The 16,666-nt window shown below is 48.2% G+C and carries 13 protein-coding genes; all 13 read right to left on the reverse strand.

The window, feature by feature from the left end:
* Window positions 1–2 precede the first annotated feature (2 nt).
* The 13 genes from D7X94_RS11995 to D7X94_RS19255 all read right to left on the reverse strand — a co-directional run bounded on the left by D7X94_RS11995 (window position 3) and on the right by D7X94_RS19255 (window position 15,847).
* The gene (locus D7X94_RS11995) at window positions 3–866 is read right to left on the reverse strand and encodes a hypothetical protein (RefSeq protein WP_120427932.1); all 864 of its coding nucleotides are present in this window, start codon (window positions 864–866) and stop codon (window positions 3–5) included.
* A 2-nt stretch (window positions 867–868) separates the two neighbouring features.
* Entirely contained in the window at window positions 869–1,729 is an 861-nt protein-coding gene (locus D7X94_RS12000) for a PcfB family protein (RefSeq protein ID WP_120427933.1), read from the reverse strand.
* Window positions 1,671–3,116, reverse strand: coding sequence for a relaxase/mobilization nuclease domain-containing protein (locus D7X94_RS12005; protein ID WP_442857909.1), 1,446 nt, complete (start codon window positions 3,114–3,116; stop codon window positions 1,671–1,673). The genes D7X94_RS12000 and D7X94_RS12005 overlap by 59 nt, the downstream gene beginning before the upstream one ends.
* On the reverse strand, window positions 3,083–3,415 hold the full coding sequence (locus D7X94_RS12010) for a plasmid mobilization protein (protein ID WP_120427935.1): 333 nt from the start codon (window positions 3,413–3,415) through the stop codon (window positions 3,083–3,085). Before D7X94_RS12010 ends, D7X94_RS12005 begins: the two co-directional genes overlap by 34 nt.
* A complete protein-coding gene (locus tag D7X94_RS19535) occupies window positions 3,363–3,527 on the reverse strand; it encodes a DUF3789 domain-containing protein (protein WP_120427936.1) in 165 nt (54 codons plus the stop codon). The genes D7X94_RS12010 and D7X94_RS19535 overlap by 53 nt, the downstream gene beginning before the upstream one ends.
* 160 nt (window positions 3,528–3,687) lie before the next feature.
* Complete coding sequence (locus D7X94_RS12020; RefSeq protein ID WP_120427937.1) at window positions 3,688–3,978, reverse strand: hypothetical protein; 291 nt, start codon at window positions 3,976–3,978, stop codon at window positions 3,688–3,690.
* A 72-nt stretch (window positions 3,979–4,050) separates the two neighbouring features.
* Window positions 4,051–5,040: a DUF3991 and TOPRIM domain-containing protein gene (locus D7X94_RS12025; RefSeq protein WP_120427938.1), complete on the reverse strand. Its 990-nt coding sequence runs from the start codon at window positions 5,038–5,040 to the stop codon at window positions 4,051–4,053.
* Window positions 5,041–5,047: 7 nt separating this feature from the next.
* Window positions 5,048–5,395, reverse strand: a complete 348-nt coding sequence (locus D7X94_RS12030; RefSeq protein ID WP_120427939.1) for a DUF3848 domain-containing protein — start codon at window positions 5,393–5,395, stop codon at window positions 5,048–5,050.
* A gap of 89 nt (window positions 5,396–5,484) precedes the next feature.
* Window positions 5,485–6,519: a hypothetical protein gene (locus D7X94_RS12035; RefSeq protein WP_120427940.1), complete on the reverse strand. Its 1,035-nt coding sequence runs from the start codon at window positions 6,517–6,519 to the stop codon at window positions 5,485–5,487.
* Between the two features lie 8 nt (window positions 6,520–6,527).
* The gene (locus D7X94_RS12040) at window positions 6,528–7,229 is read right to left on the reverse strand and encodes a hypothetical protein (RefSeq protein WP_120427941.1); all 702 of its coding nucleotides are present in this window, start codon (window positions 7,227–7,229) and stop codon (window positions 6,528–6,530) included.
* 138 nt (window positions 7,230–7,367) lie between these two features.
* Window positions 7,368–7,697: a DUF6664 family protein gene (locus D7X94_RS12045; protein WP_120427942.1), complete on the reverse strand. Its 330-nt coding sequence runs from the start codon at window positions 7,695–7,697 to the stop codon at window positions 7,368–7,370.
* Window positions 7,698–7,775: 78 nt separating this feature from the next.
* Window positions 7,776–15,248: an LPD25 domain-containing protein gene (locus tag D7X94_RS18520; RefSeq protein ID WP_330558212.1), complete on the reverse strand. Its 7,473-nt coding sequence runs from the start codon at window positions 15,246–15,248 to the stop codon at window positions 7,776–7,778.
* Between the two features lie 146 nt (window positions 15,249–15,394).
* The gene (locus D7X94_RS19255) at window positions 15,395–15,847 is read right to left on the reverse strand and encodes a TnpV protein (RefSeq protein WP_330558211.1); all 453 of its coding nucleotides are present in this window, start codon (window positions 15,845–15,847) and stop codon (window positions 15,395–15,397) included.
* Window positions 15,848–16,666 lie beyond the last annotated feature (819 nt).

Genomic DNA, 16,666 nt, shown 5'->3' on the forward strand with positions numbered 1-16,666 from the left:
GATTAGCGTTCCTGCCCTTTGGATTTGGGCGGCTTGTTCTTCTCAAGGCTCTTATACATATCCGACTGGATTTCGCCGAGGACGTCACGCATCGAGCCAAGCTCGCCCTTAAACGCCTGCGTTTCCATGCCCTCAAATTCTTTTGGGAGCTTGTCAAACTTAAATCCCTTTGTGTCCACGCCGTAACGGGAGCTTACCATATAGGCGACGCAGAACGATTTGAAATCGGAATCGTCACGGCTCTCCTTATGCTTGCAGTCAAAGACCGCCGCCGACACTTCCTTTGCCATGCTGACAAAAAGCTGTTCCTCGGAAAGCCCCGTCTTGATAAAAATGGTCTGCTGTGAGCTGTCATAGAACGCAGGCAGCTCAAGGTCATCGACAGGCACAAAGGAAACGGGGCTTGCGTCAATCATCGCCGACACAAGCTCACGCATGGTTTTCTGTTCCTGCGGCTGCTGCCTGTCCTTTGCCGAGGTCTGGGAAACATCATAAACTATCTTAGCGTTGTAGCCGACCGCCTTTGAGCCGTCGTCACGCTGGTACTCTTTCCCAGGCTCAAGGATAGTCACTTTCTGTGCGTCCTTGTCCACATAGACACGGCTCTGTTTCCAACTCCCATAATCTTTTAACTGTGTCGCTTCGGGCATCTGTGCCGACACCAGAATTGCATTGTTGACGGAGTAACGGTCAAAATGCCCCTGCACGTCAAGGTACTGACGGAAGCTGTCGCCGTTTGCCATCATTTCAGAGCAGGTATTGTCAATCAGCTCATAGGCTTCTTTCCGCTGTTCCTGCTTTGCGGCAGCCCATTCTTCTTTATTAAAGGCTCTGCTGCCGCCGCTGAATACATCATAAATGCTCATGCTTATCTTGCTCCTTTCGATTTTGGTTTCCGTTTCCGCTTCTGGGGCTGTTTATGCTCCGTCTTTCCTGCGGTTGGTTTCTTTGCCCTGTCAGAAGATTTCTCTTTTGCAGGGGAAACGTCTGCTTCCTGCTCCTTTCTGCCCTCCTTTATCTTCCGCAGTTCTTCCCTGACTGACGGTTTTTCCGCCTTAGTCATAGTAGCCCCCTCTGCGGACTTCCTTTGCTGCTTTAAGGTAGGCTCGGACAGAGGGGATTTTTCTGTCTTTGCCAATGAGGGGTTTGGGGCATTTTCTTCTTTCTTTATTGGCTTGCCCATCAAAGCGTCCATGAGCCTGTCTTTCTCCGCCTTTTCCTGCACGCCAATGTCTGGCTCTGGCTGTCCGTTCTCTGCCCCTGCATCTATTTCTCCTGCTGTCTTGGCATTTTTCGTCTTGCCCTTTTCTCCTTTCGATTTCTCTGCTTCGTTCACGATAGAAGCCGTATCTACGGAAGCAAGATTGAAACGCTCCACAATGCGGCTGATTTTTGATGCGTCCTCCGCACGGGCTATCACATCCACCTCCGCATTGGGGTCTTTATTTCCCCTGTCCGCTAAGACGCAGTAGAGTACGCCGTATTTCTTCGCTTCCTGCGTAAACTTCTTCAAGTCGCCGCTTTTAACGGTAAAGACTTTCAGCTCCTTTCCAGAGCGGAGCATATTTGTGAGCCTTGCCTTTCCTTTGGTTTTCTGTTCCTCTTTCAGAATGGAGTAAAGCAGGATGGCAATATTCTTCGCACCCGCCCCCGTGATTTTGGCTGCGACCTCAAATCCCTCCAAGCTCATCCTTACGATTTGCTCTGCCGCTTCGCCGCCTGTGTTCATGCTTCATCAGCTCCTTTCTTTGCTGTTCCTTTTCGTCTGCCCGTATGACAGTTAATTTTTCCTTGAGGGCATCGCTGCGGGCTTCGATTCCCTCACACAATCTGACCTCCTTCCGCAATGTTTTCATCCGCTCTGTGATTTCCGACAACCGAGCCTTGACCGCTTCTTTTTCTTCCCCGACTGACTTTCGGGATTGGGAGTAAAGCCCCTTACGCTGTTCGGTCAGCTCCTGCATCTCGGATTCCAGAGAGCCTTTATAGGACAAAAGCTGCCCCGCCGTGTCGATGTGGTTGCGGCAGAGCAGCCTTGTTTCATCTGTTATGGCATCCATCTTCATCAAGTCGTCTTTCAGAAGATAATGCAGCCGTGCATAATTCTGTTTCTTCCCTTTTGGCAGGATGCCGAGCCTGTAACAGTAGTGGAGATACAGCCCACGCAGTCCGCCGATTTTCTTGGCATCCTTTAATGTGCCTTTTACCTTTATCACTCTGACCTGTGGCTGTTCTTTGGAAAAGCTCTGGAACTTTACCGCATAGGAGTTTTCCCGTATGCGTTCCGTTATCCTCTCATTGGTGTAATCCTCTCCGAGCTTATAGAGCCGCTTCGGTCTTTGCCATCCTTTCCCGATAATCGTCCAGTATTTGCGGTTGGGGTCAAAATTGATGCGGTATCCCATCTCCGACAACTGGCGGTCAAAGTCTTTCAGCGTAAACGATTTTGAGATAGCTTCGTCCACCGCCTGCCGTGCCACGGTATCCCTTGTGGGCAGACCGTTCTTCTCGGCTTGGTATAAAGCATAGGGTTTCTTTCTGCCGCTTGGGTGTTCAATGACCGATAAGGAATACTCATGGCATAACTCATCCGAACGCTTACGGAGCAGACGCAGGTTTTTCTTGTTATCGTGATAGTGCTTTCCATCCACATAGGAAACAGAATTGACAACAAAGTGGTTATGCAGGCACTCCGTATTCAGATGTGTCGCCACAATCACTTGGAATCTGTCGCCCCACATCTGCTCCGCCAACTTCACACCGACCTCATGTGCCTGCTCTGGCGTGACCTCGCCCGCCTTGAAGCTCTGGAATCCGTGGTAGCAGACTATTTCGCTCTGGTCGTTCCATTGTGCTTTGGCTATCATCATCTCGTCCCTTGCGGTGGCAGGGTCGCAGTTTACGCCCGTGACAAAAAACTGCTGCTCGGTCTTGTCGCCGTTGGTGGCGTACTTCATCACGTCGCCCATCGCCTGCAAGTCCGCATCCGTGTATTTGGGGTTGGCGGTCTTTTCTGGATTCTCGGCGTAGTCGATGGGGTGGTCGAGCCTGCCCTTTACGTCCCAGATTTCGCAGACCGCCATCAGCCAGACATCTTCCTCGGAACAAGGTAGCATCTGCCCACGTCCAGACGGAAGTCCCTCCACCGCTTGGCTTCGTCATAGAGCATCGGCGTATCTACAAAATTTAGGGCGTTCGCCTTTGCCGCAAGCTGGTTGATGCGGTTTCCGATTGCTGACAGCTCCCGCATGATTTTATAAAACTCTGGGTCTGGCTTTTCGCATAAACGGTAGCCCATGACCATTGACTGGAGCAGGGCTTGTCTGGAATGCCCAGACCTATCTGCAAGGGAGCAGAGGTATTCAGCTTCCTCCTCGGTCAGTCGGAACAGTATCTGCACATTCCGTTTCCGCATCTGCATCCCCCTTTCCCTCGGACAGCCTATTAATCTGCAACACGCACATAGCCGCCACGCCGAACATCCCGCCGAGCGTTGTGCCGAGGATAAAATATAAGAAATTACTCATTCTTGGATTCCTTTCTGTGACCGCCGTGCCGCACACGGCATGACGGCATACTTTGGCATTGTTCTTTTTATGGGGTATTAGGGGAACTTTCCCCTAACAAGCGAATTTTGTTTCCATCGGCAGATGGATAACCAAATTCAGTGCTTGGTAAGACGTGTCTTTAATCTTCGCCCTCATACATACATTTTCCACACATAGGGCAGAAGTACGGACAGTCTGAACAATCCTCATTCTCAAAACCACCGCCCTCGCTCTCCATTTCTTCACATCCGTCCTCTTCTTCGTCCTTAATATCCGCTTCGCCGCAGACAAAATCCCCATCGGAAAACCTCACAAGGTCGGTGTCAAACAGGATAATCTTTAACTTTTCCGCTGCCTGTTCGGGGCTGTCTGCATAGATGGAAACGGTCTTTTCAAAGTGACCTGTAAGCGTAACATCATATTTTTTCAATCTTCTTTTCCTTTCTTTTGGCTTTAAATTTTATCTAGTTTCATACTCTGTCTTAAAAAAATCATCCGACAATCAACGGGCATCACCCCTTTCACGGCTCGGTTTCTGCCTTGCAATCCCCAGATAAGACATTAAAAAATCGTTGAAGTCCTTACCGACTGGCGGCGGTTCATCAACGATTCGGTAGTCTTTCTGCAATAATTCTTTTAAGGCGGCGGTACATAACCGACCTGCCCTGTCCTTATCCAGATGCAGATAGATGGTATTGATTTGTGGGTTTGCTTTCAAAAAAGTCGTGAGGGCAACGGGGATTTTGCTCTCTTTCAGCTCTTTCTTCGGCTGATATACGCCCGACAGGGAGAGAAGATTCTCTGCCTTATAATCCGTTCCCTCGCATTTTAAATAGGTTGCGTAGGAGAGTAAATCAATGGCGGCTTCAAATAAATGCACCGAAACACACGGACTTCTCGCCAGAAGCCGAAACGAATACCGCTTGTCGCTGCCCGATGCGTCACGCTTGAAGCTCCCCATCGTGCCACGGCAGGCGGCGTATTTTGGTGTTCCGCTTTCATCTTTTCCGATGAAAACAGCGTTGTGGTAGTCGGCACTCTCAAAGATTATGCCCTCGGCAATGCACTCTTGGATAAGCTGATAATCAATGCCACGCCCGAAAAGATACTCGGTCACCCTGTCGCAATTTTTGTTCTTCGGCGGCAGGAGCAGCACCTTTGGCTCGTCTTTCTTCATGGCAGGGGGCGGCGGCTTCCAGTCTGACATCGTCTGCCCCGTGAGGATTTCCACGGCTTCCACAAAGCCGTATTCCTTGACTTTCATTAGATAGTCAAGGGCGGAATAGCCGCCGAAGCCCCTCGACCACCAGTACCATTTGCCGTTGGAAATCTTTAGGCTGTCATGCTCGGCGGTACAGTAGACATTTGTTGTGCCTTTGACTTTGACAAGATTGCTTGGCTCATAAGACCGAAGATAGGAAAGCAAGTCTATCTGTCTTGCCCGTTCAAGCACGTCTGGGTCAATTTGCACATAGGGTCTGCTGCTTCTCAATAGGCAATCACCTTTCTTTCCCAGTCAAAATCTTTTCCGTCTTAACCATATACGACTTAAAATCAGCGACGGTCTGGCGTAAATCCTCCATATGGGAATCCTCCCTCCCAAGCCATTCCTCATAAATGTCCTGCAAAAGATTCGGGGATTTCATAAGGGCTTTTGCCGCCTGCGGGGAATAATCCGCTTCGGAAAAGCACTCTGCAATATCGCTCTTTATGATGATTTGATATGCAGCATCGTAAACCTCCTGTGGGCTTTTACTTAAGATGTCCTCACGGAAATCGGCAAGCTCATGCTCTACTCTTTCAGCCAGTTTTTGGTTAAGGGACTGTCTGTACTCTTGGTAATTCAATCACACACCTCCTTGAAAATAAAATAAGCCGAGGGATTTTCGTTGTGAAAACCTCTCGGCTATGTAAAACATTATATATACTATCCTTTTTAGGCATCAATATTGTTCGTTTGATACAGCCAAATCAACATATCTTCTGTCATTCTCAAAGCCATAAATGCATCTTCAAGCGTTGCTTCTTCAAATTCTATTGAATTATCTGTAACATTTCCCTCATTGATATGTGCCCCTAAAGCACTTGTATATGAATATAATTTGTAAATCAGATTGAAACGGGGATATTGATAACGGTCGTTTTCATTTGGACTGTTTGCATTGTAGTGAAAACTACTTATTCGGTTAGCTGTTACCTTATCTATATGTTTGTCTTTATTACAAACTTTTTGTAGCCCATCAATCCATTTCCTTTGAACATCTTTTTTATATGTGAATATCCCTGTGATGACATTCCTACAATGAGTTATACATCCAATTTCATCTCCATTACTATACGCTTTTATCGCATCAGTATAACTTTCTGCCACATTAGCATACTTTCTCTCTAACCATTGAATTAAAATAGAATTATCAAAACTACTTTCTCTCACACCGCCTGTAAATGGAAAAACTCCCAGTCCTTCATCGTCAAAGCAAATTTCTAATTCTAAAATATTGCAATTGCTTCTAAATACTTTAAAATTCTTATTTGCATACTTTGATAATATACTATTTTTTTCAGCAATTCCTATACGACTAATATATTCATCAATAAACATATCTTTAATGCGAGGATTCTCTTTTTTTATAATCCTTTCCACATCACTAATAAAAATACAATTGATATTTATCTTTTCGACAATGCATTGAAGCAATTTCAAAAAGTTTTCTCTATCATATTCCAAATCTTTAAAAGATTTATACAGACCATTATAACACATCTCATTATGATAATAATTTCTTTCATCTGGTCTAAATCCATAGGATTCTACCCTTGTAGTAAACTGTGGCGACCTAGTTTCATATAAATCTGACAAGCCTGCATTATTAAATATTTTCTTCCAAATATCTACACTAGGAATTACCAGATTACTACTTGACAAAATATCTGCAATCCTAGAAATAGCAATTTCTTGACCTTTATCCATGCTAAACTCTACCTTTCTTTATCCGTATTCTTATTTTTTGATTCTTCCCTTTCAATATTATTAAAAGCATCTTTCATATCTTGATATAATGAATTATGGGGATAAACATTTAATTCATCAGACCTCAATAATGTCCGTCCCTCAATATAATTAGCTAACCTATTATTAGAATACGATACCGACCTAATACTGTCCTCAATCCTAGAAAGATTAATTTTTTCATGTGGAATCCTTTTAAAAGTTATTGACCGAGAATACTCAGAAATTTTATTGTCATTTCCGTTAAGAAATGATATTTTAACATCAACCACTGGGAAACAATCATTCATACAATTTCCACCATACGCTGCAACTCTACCTTGAACCTCTTCCATTGGATATAACATAAATTCCATTTTGAATAAATCATCTACTTCTAAATCGTAATCTCCATTGTTTTTCAATTCCAATAAATCAACTTTAATGTTTCTAGCTTCTGTTTGTCCCATATTTTTAATAGATAAAAACAATATTCCATTTATTTCATAAAGTCCAAATGACAATAATGGTTTTAAGCTTTCAATATATTGCCTATGATTTCTTCTGTTTGCAGCGATATTTACAATCAATGCTATAACGGCAACAAAAACTGAAAAAATCGCAATATAATCTGACAATCCAGAACCTTTTAAAAGCTCAATAATTTCATCCAATTGCTTAGATATATCCATAAAACCCTCCTTGTTGTTCAATCTATATCTTCCATTTTTATTGATTATAGCATACACATATGATTTTTTCTATATTTTTGATTATGTAAAAGACGGCATCGGCTCCACGCCAACGCCGCCTTTTCCTCGGTCAATCCGTTATAAAATTCCTGCCTTTTTCAGATACCCTACACTGTCATAGCAGCCACGGAAATAGACTGACTGCATCTCCATATCCGTAAGTTTGTTCCTAAGCTCCATCTCTTTAATCAGTGCGGCACATTCTTCCTCGGTCAGTTCCGCCGCCGTTTCCGTGTCAAACACGCCTAAGACTTTCGGATATTTCCCATAAAGGCTCTCAATCTCGGCTCGCACGGCACGGTATTCCTCGTTTTCTCTGGACAGTTTTGCCACGACAGAACTGAGGTATTCATTGAATATATTGCTGTGGGCATCTACAAAGGTTTCAAATCTGAACGCATCAGACATTCTTCCTCACCTCCGATTTTTTCTAATCGTCCTTATTATAATACCCCAAAATCAGCAGTACAAATGTGCAAACTGGATTTAACGCTCCCTGTCCGTGCATTTTTTCTCTGGTAGCTCGTCGTTCTGCTCTGGCTCATCGTCAATGACAGACTTGTCTTTTTCATTCAGATTCAGCTCGATATTGAGGGCGTTGAGCCGTTCCGTCTTTTCTTTCAGCTCATTTTCAAAGGCAAACGGCTTCTTCACTTCCTCTTTTGCGGTTTCAAGCTGTGCGATGGTTTCCTCCTTTCTGGTCTTGGCAGCTTCCAGTCTGGCGGGGAGCTTGGCAATCTCATTCTCGATTCGGGTCAGATTTCCGAGGGCATCCGTTCCTAAATCTACCTTATATTTCCTCATTCCGCAAAGGTTCAGACAATAGTGTGCATTGACGGTATCATAGAAAACCTCCATCTGAAAGCCACGGTAGCTGCCGATTTCTATCGGCTGTGACATTGGATTTTCCTTGCAGATAGCTAAGAGCATCTCGCCTGCATCCGCCTTTTCTTTATAGGTCACGCCGTTTAATGTCATCGGGAAGAACTTATCCTCGCCCTGCGGTTTGTGATGGCTGGCAATCCCCGCATCATTCCCATAGCCTATAATGCGTTCCTCATAGTCTTTAATCTCCTGCGGATAGTGCTTTAATATCCTGTCCTCAAGGTCGTAATGCTCGGAAAGATAGCTCTGCTTCAAGACTTTCAGCTTCGCCACCTGCATATCCAAGTCCATTTTTTCCTTGAAACGCTCGTCGCCCGTGGCAAGCATTTTCACCTCCGCAAAGGAGAGGGCGACTTCATCCACGTCCTCGGCAGAACGCACGGGGCTTTTGCTCGTCATTATCTGGGAGATGAATTTCTGCTTTCCCTCCACGAGCTGATAGAGGTACGCATCAAATGTCTGCTCCGTCACATAGCGGTAGACTTCCACCTCTGGAAACATATTGCCCTGCCTTTCCAGACGACCTTGACGCTGTTCCAAGCACGACGGCTTCCACGGGCAGTCGAGGTTATGGATAGCAATCAGTCTGTCCTGCACGTTTGTACCTGCGCCCATCTTCTGGGTAGAGCCAAACAATACACGCACCTCGCCGCTCCTTACCTTTGCGAACAGCTCCTTTTTCTGTGCGTCGGTATTCGCTTCATGGATGAAACGCACCTGCTCCGCAGGGATGCCACGCCGTATCAATTTTTCCCTCATGTCATCGTAGACGTTGAACATACCGTCATTTTTCGGTGTGCTAAGGTCGCAGAACAATAATTGTGCCGCCTTTGTGTCGGCGTGTCCCTCCCAGATGCGGTAGATATTGTCCACGCAGGCGTTGACTTTGCTGTTCGGGTCGTCTGGCAGCATCGGGTCAATCAGCCTCTGGTCTAGGGCAAGCTGCCGCCCGTCGTTTGTCACCTTGAGCATATTATCTGTTTGTGGTTTTACCAGTCTTGCACGGATTTTCTCTGCCCGCTTCGCAAGCCCCGCCACCATTTCCGTCTGGATTTGGCTCGGCTTTGTCTTGATGTTGTGGTAATTGACCTTTGGCACGGGCAGCTTTAGCATATCGGCGGTCTGGATGTCCGCAACCTCACGGAACATCTGCATCAGTTCTGGCAGGTTGTAGAACTTGGCAAACCTCGTCTTGGCTCGGTAATTTGTCCCCTCTGGGGCGAGTTCCAGAGCCGTGACCGTTTCGCCGAACGTGGAAGCCCAACTGTCAAAATGCTGCAATCCGTTCCTTGCGAGGGTGTCATACTGCAAGTACCTCTGCACGGAATACATCTCGACCATCGAGTTACTGATGGGCGTCCCTGTTGCGAAAACCACGCCACGGTTGCCCGTGATTTCGTCCAGATAGCGGCATTTCATAAAGAGGTCGGAGCTTTTCTGGGCTTCCGTCTGGGCGATGCCGCCGACATTCCGCATCTTGGTAAATAAATAGAGGTTCTTGTAAAAATGACTCTCATCTATAAAGAGCCTGTCTATGCCCAGTTCCTCAAAGTTTATCATGCTGTCTTTCCGCTTGGTATCGTTTAATTTATCGAGCTTTGCCTTAATCGCTTTCCTCGTTTTCATGAGCTGCTTGACCGTGAACTGCTCCCCGTGGGATGCCTGCACGTCGTCAATGCCACGCTCAATATCGTCAAGCTGACGCATGAGCTGTTCCCTCTGGCGTTCCTCGCTGATGGGGATTTTCTCGAACTGCGAGTGTCCGATAATCACCGCATCATAAGCCCCCGTCGCAATCCTGCCGCAGAACTTCTTGCGGTTTCCCGTTTCAAAATCCCGCTTGGTCGTCACAAGGATATTTGCACTTGGGTAGAGCCTTAAATACTCCGACGCCCACTGCCCGACAAGGTGGTTCGGCACGACAAACATGGATTTCTGGCATAAGCCGAGCCGCTTGCTTTCCTGTGCGGCGGCGACCATCTCAAAAGTCTTGCCCGCCCCTACTTTGTGTGCAAGGAGCGTGTTGCCGCCGTAGAGGATATGGGCAATCGCATTGACTTGGTGGGGTCTTAGCTGGATTTCTGGGCTGATGCCGCCGAACGTGATATGGCTTCCGTCGTATTCACGGGGACGGATGGAATTAAAAGTGTCGTTGTAGTAGCGTACAAGCCTGTTCCTCCGCTCTGGGTCTTTCCAAATCCAGTCCCCAAACGCCTGCTTTATCACCTCCTGCTTTGCCTGCGCCGCCGTGGTTTCCTTATGGTTCAGCACCGCTTTTTTATTGTTGTGTTCATCATAAATATAATCAAAGATACGGGTGTCACGGAGATTTAAAGTGTCCTCCATGATGCGGTATGCACTCGCCCGCTTCGTGCCGTAAGTGCTGTCCGCCTTGACATTCCCAATGTCGGAACTCTTATTCTCAATGAACCAGTCGCCGTTATACGCCGTATAGCGCACTTGCAGCCTGCCCGCCGCATAGCTTGACGGCGTTAAAAGCTCCACCATGAACTGCTGTATATCCTCCTGCGGTATCCACGTCGTGCCAAGACGCACGGAGATTTCGCTTGCGGGCAAATCCTTTGGGATGACCTTTTCCAGAGCCGACACGTTGACGGCAAGCTCTGGGTCTGACTTTGCCGCTATCTCTGCGATTTTCAGTTTTTCCCGCACATTCCCCGACAAATACTCGTCTGCGGTCACATACCTTGCAGGCTCACAAGACGGCACTTTGTAGATAACGCCCTGCAATTCCTTAATGATTTCTTCCTCCGACCTGCAGGTAAGCCGTGCCATATAAGATAAATCGACACGGGCTTTCTCCCCGATGGAGAGGGCGAGGGCTTCGCTGGCGGTTTCCACAAAGGTCACTTCTCGGTGGGGCTTTATCGTCCGCTTTGTGAACATATCCGCCTTGCGTTTGAATTTCCCCTCGTCGTCAAGCACCTCCAAAGAGCATAAAAGGAAGTAGCTTTCGTCTGCCGCAAAAGCGAGGTAGTTCCCCCTGCTGTTAATCAAGCCGTACTTTTTGGTAAAGGCATCGTATAATCGGTTTAGGTTTTCCTGCTCGGTCTGTATCATTTCCTCTGGGCAGTCGTCCGTCTGGTACTGGATGAGCTTCCTCACGCAGTCACGGATTTCCAGCAGCCCCCTGATGCGGTTTTCCGCCGTCATGGACACGTTGGCGGGGGTCATTTCGTTATTCTCTCGGAAGTAAACCTTTCCACCAACAAGGGCAAAAGAGAAGTTCCGCACGTTCGGGTCGGCGGGGATGGATTTCTCATTCTCATCGGATATTTCGTCAATCCCAACATCCTGCTCCGTGATTTCGCCGTCTATCCGCTGCATGGCTTCATGGAGAAGACCCGCAAGCGGCACATCTGGGTAGGCTTTGCAGGCACTGTCCATTCCGAACCTCGTGCTTTCCATCCTCATCTCGCCAAGCACCATCTCTGGATGCTGGACAAAGTAGCTGTTCATCGTGATGCCATTCTCGTCTGTGTCGAGGTGTACCCACTCTGGCTCTATCTCCATCATGCGGTCACGTTTTTGTAAAATAAGGATGTCGCTCGTGACCTCCGTGCCTGCGTTTGCCCGAAACGTGTTGTCTGGAAGCCTTACCGCACCTAAAAGCTCGGCTCTCTGTGCGATATATTTCCGCACCTCTGGGCTTGCCTTGTCCATCGTCCCCTTAGAGGTAATGAACATCACAACGCCGCCTGCACGCACTTTATCCAGAGCCTTTGCAATAAAATAGTCGTGGATTAGGAACTTCTGGGCGTTGTAGCGGCTGTCGTTGACTTTGAACTCCCCGAACGGGATGTTGCCAAGCACCACGTCAAAGTGGTTATCTGGGAGCTTTGTTTCCTCAAATCCCTCAATGGCGATGCTGGCTTTCTGGTAGAGCTGCTTCGCAATCCTGCCCGATAACGGGTCAATCTCAATGCCGTGCAGCTTTGATTTTTCCATGCTGTCGGGCAGAAGCCCTAAAAAATTGCCCGTGCCGCAGGACGGCTCTAAAATATTCCCCTGTGAAAATCCCAAATGGTCAAGTGCTTCGTACATTGCCTTAATGACAATAGGCGGCGTATAAAAAGCTGTCAGCGTGGATTCCATAGCGGCATGGTATTCCTCATCGGAGAGTGCTGATTTTAATTCTTTATATTCGTTCTCCCATGCCGCATTATTGCTGTCAAACGCCATCGACAGACCGCCCCAACCGACGTACTTTGCAAGGGTTTCCTGTTCTTCGGGCGTGGCAAGGCGGTTTTCTATCTGAAGGTCGTGGAGAAGCCTTATTGCGGACATATTGCTTCGGAACTTTTCTTTTGCGCCGCCAACGCCTAACGTATCATCGGTAATGCGGTAGTTATGGCGGTCGGCGGAGAGGGGGAGCAGCTTATAGGCGTTCAGAGTGCCTTTCTGGTAACTGTCCGCATATTTGCGGAACTCATCATCGGGCATATCCGCAAGCTGTTTCAGCCATTCGTCCGAAGCAATCCCCACAAGGCTGTCGCCGTTCTTATCCATGAAAAGGGTGTCTATATCCTCTTGCAATGCGGCATGTCCCGCACTGTCTTTTGCCTTTTCCAGTCTGGAGCGGAGCGTGTCTGCCAGATTCTGGCTCTGTGGTTTCTGCTCTGGCTCGTCAAAGCGTATCTTCTCCACCACAATGTCATAGGGAAGCCCGTTCTCCACGGCGGGGTATTCCGCCACGGTTTCCGTGGTCGGCTCTGCGGGGGATTCTGTTTTTTCTTCGGATGGTAATTCTTTCTCTGCCTGCTCCAAGAGCCTGCGGACATAGCCGACTTTCTCCACACGGTTTATCGGGAAGCCTACGTTGTTCTGAAATGTGATGTCACGCATGGAAACGTCGCCGCTGATTTTCCCGACGCTCTCAATAAGATAACGGCGGTTGTCAATAGAGAGTTCCTTTCCGATAAGGTCAGAGTTATCCTGCTCTCTATCTGTTTCAGACGGGGCAGACTCTAATTCTTGCTGTCCTTTACGCTCTGCGTCTTTCGCTGCAAATAGTTCCGTGGTTTGCTCCGCACTGTTTAAGGTATCGGCGTATTCCTGCGCTTCTTCCTCGGTTTCAAAGGTCTGGTAGATGCCGCCTACGTCGTAGTATCGGTCGGCACTGTCCTCTGGGGCTTCGTTATTCCTTATGATAAACGGGTCGGCAAAGGCATCGGAAGTCTGCTCTACCGTGTAGTGCGGGATTTGCTCTGTGGTATCAGAACCAATATCTGGGCTTGGGTTTTCAGCCGCCTTTTTGTTTTCCTCCCGATAGAAAGGCTCAAGCTGTTCCTCCGTCAAGGACACTAAATCGTGGTAGTACAGATTGGAAAGTGCGTTCTGGATAAGGTCAGCAAGGTCATTATACTGCGTATATTCTGCAAGAACGCCGTCTACATACGTTTCCATGCGGTACTGCAAGAGGTTGACGGATGCCTGTATCCCGTGCAAGCCGTCCTCGGTATTTTGAAAGGCAATCTTGACGTTGGATAAATCCGTATAGTCCACTTCGGCATCGCCGCCAAACTCCGCATCGCAGTATGCGTCGATGCAGCCTTTCGCCTGCTCCAAAAGTTCTTCCTCGGCAGGCTCTTTCGCCCTGTGAAACCAGTCCTCCTCGGTAGCCATTATCCCGCCAAGCCGCTTCTCATCCTCTGGGGTCAGCCCAGTGTTCCGCTCCAAGAACGGGATGAACACGTCATGCCCCAGACGCAGGGATTCCATTTTCTCTCGGTAGTAATCTTCCCCCTGCCGTTTCCACTCTGGGATAAACGGGCAAGTGGGGGAGAGGGAATATTCATAGAAATTTCGGATATGGGCGATTAAATCCCCCTCGCCGTCGCCGATGTCAAACCGCCCCTCGTAGTTAAATTCCTCGCCGCCAATGACGGCATGGATTTCAAAATCAGTCTTATGATACCAGCCGACATGGTTCTCCTCATTCTCCCTTTCCCGATGCTGTTTTTCGTCCAGAATGCCGAGCAGTTTATTTCCCAGAGCGAAACTTAAATCCGTAAATCGGTCGTTCAGCTCCCTGTCATAAAAGGCAGGATGTTCGGAGAAGCCGATTGAAAGGGTAATGCTGTCGGGTTTTTCCTCAGCAAGTGTTTCTATTTTCTGGTTCTCGGTGATGACCGTTTTCAGATGGTCGTTCGCAGGGTTTTCCTTTAGCTTTTCTTCAAATTCGGCTCGGCTGAACTCCTTTCCAAACAACGGGAACTCCGCATTTCGTAAAGACACGGCGTTCTCATCAAAGGCGATGACCTCATATTTGTCCGCCCCGATATATACCACATCGCCCTCACGGTAGAGGTAGCGGAGCGGGTAAAGTTCTGTAAGTTCCTGCGAGAAACGCCACGCATTGCTGCGGCTGTAAACGCTGGTCGTCTTTTTCTGCACAAGGGAGAGGAAGTCTAACAGCTCCTGCACGTTGTCGGGATGCTGCAATGCCTGTTCCATAAGGTCGGCTGGCATATCCGCAAAATCCCCGCATCCAATCACGCCCAACAAATCTTTCTCATATCCGTCCAAATCTCGGATAAAATCAGAGAGCCGCAGGGCGAGCGTGTCCCGCTTATCCGCAGGGGGCAGTTCCCTTTTTTCCTCAATAAAACGCTGCCTTGCCAGTTTCCTTTGGGTGTCGATTTCATACTGCGGGGCAGATATGCTCTCCAGATAATCCGCATAATGGTCTTTTTCTTTGGGATTGAGATAGCGGTTATCCTTAACAAGCTCCCGCAGGCGTTTTTCCGCTTTAGACCAACTCAGCACAAGGTCGTGTTCAGTGGAAATGCCGCTGCGGTCAATGGAGATGCCCTTGCCGCTGTACCACACATACCCCTCCGTGCCGTCTGAAAAATCAACAAAAAAACCGCCCGTGCCATATTCCTTTTTGAGAAATTCAATATTGCTCTTTTTATCTTCCCGCTTCTGGAACTGATGGTAGATGCGGTATTTACCATCCGCATAGCTGCTCCCTTTTACAAGGACGGCATCAATATCCTCCTGTGAAACGGCAAAAGCAGAGGATTTTTCGTCCTCTGCTTCAGCTATCATTTCAATCTGTTCATCTACAGTCGGAAGATTGGCGGCAACTTCTTCCTCATTGGCAACGCTGCCCTCGGCAGGCTCTGGCTCTTCTGTCTGTGTCGCAGCCGTTTTTTCTTCCTGTCTGCCGCCGTCCGATTCTGGCTCTGATTTTTCTAACTGTAAATCAGTTCTTCCAGTATCACTTCTTCCGCTTGGCTGCGGATGGCGTTCATCGCCTGCACCCACTGCATCGGTGCTTTCTCTTTCAGTTCCTCCGTCACGCCCTGCTCTTTGGCGAGCCGCTTCGTCAGTAGTTCCAGTCTGGAAAGAGCTGTCTGCTCGGTCTGGTGCAGGTGTGCGTTTAGCCCGCCCGACGTCAGCAGGTTGAGGTAAGCCACCCTCTTGTGCTGCTCCAGATAATCCCTGTGCATCAAAGCGTATCTGCCAAGCGGAAGCTCTGGCTCTGTCGGTAATGTCAGGTCGGGAATAAGATAATCCGCCTGTTTCGTGTAAGTGATTTCGCTCATGGTATTCGCTCCTTTCGGGTTGTTTCCTGCCTTTATCATACTGGCTTGTGATATTTCTTGCAAATGTGCGGTTCTGACCTCTAGCTTCGATTTGCACATTTCGGACTGCCGCAGAGATTTCCCGCAACGCCATCTCGGAGATGTCGCTTGTGGCGATGCCGATGGCGTTCAAGGTGGCAGGCGTGTTGAAATTCGTAATGTCAACAAAATCCTCACGCTCAAAATAGCCGTCCGCATCCAGCCCGCAGCGGCTCAAAAGCATATATGCCACGCTGTTTGCCGCCAGACGCTTGTAAATCACTTCTACATTAAAGCTGTCCAGTTCCTCTAAAAAGCTGTCTTTCGTACAGTCCTTAAGCTGTGAAAGGTAATCGGGCAGGTTATCCTCCACGGCGTTCTCCGCCGTCTGCATTAAGAAATTGGCAAGGTCGTCGCCCTCCGTGCCACCGAACCTGTCCGCAAGCCGTTCCATGACAGGCTGCTCGTACCGCTTATCCATCTGCCATATCGGGACGGGTCGGCTGCCATAATAGCCCTCATGGGTGTCGGAAACGTCAAAATAATATTTCAGCGTGTTCCTGCGTCCTTTCGGGTCAAAGACTGCAATCCCTTTGCTGTCCTTATTTACCCAACGCTTAAAGAGCCTGTTCCAAGTGCCAATCTCGGCGACTGCCGTAGCGTCTGGGCGTTGAGCGTAGATTAAGAGCTGCTCGTCAAAGCGGCACTTGTAATTGCGGCAGGCAGAGGATAAAAAGCCCTGCCAAGCCTGTGGGTTTCTCGTGACGTCCCTCCCCGTGCGGCGGTACAGCTCCGTGATAAGCTGGTACTTTGCAGCCATAGGCTCACACCTCCTATCTCAATATTTGAAATTTGTCAATATATCTCCCGACATATTTTTGTTTTTGTGTTTTTATATCA

This window comes from Acutalibacter sp. 1XD8-33 (assembly GCF_003612555.1).
In the GTDB taxonomy this organism is placed as follows: domain Bacteria; phylum Bacillota; class Clostridia; order Oscillospirales; family Acutalibacteraceae; genus Acutalibacter.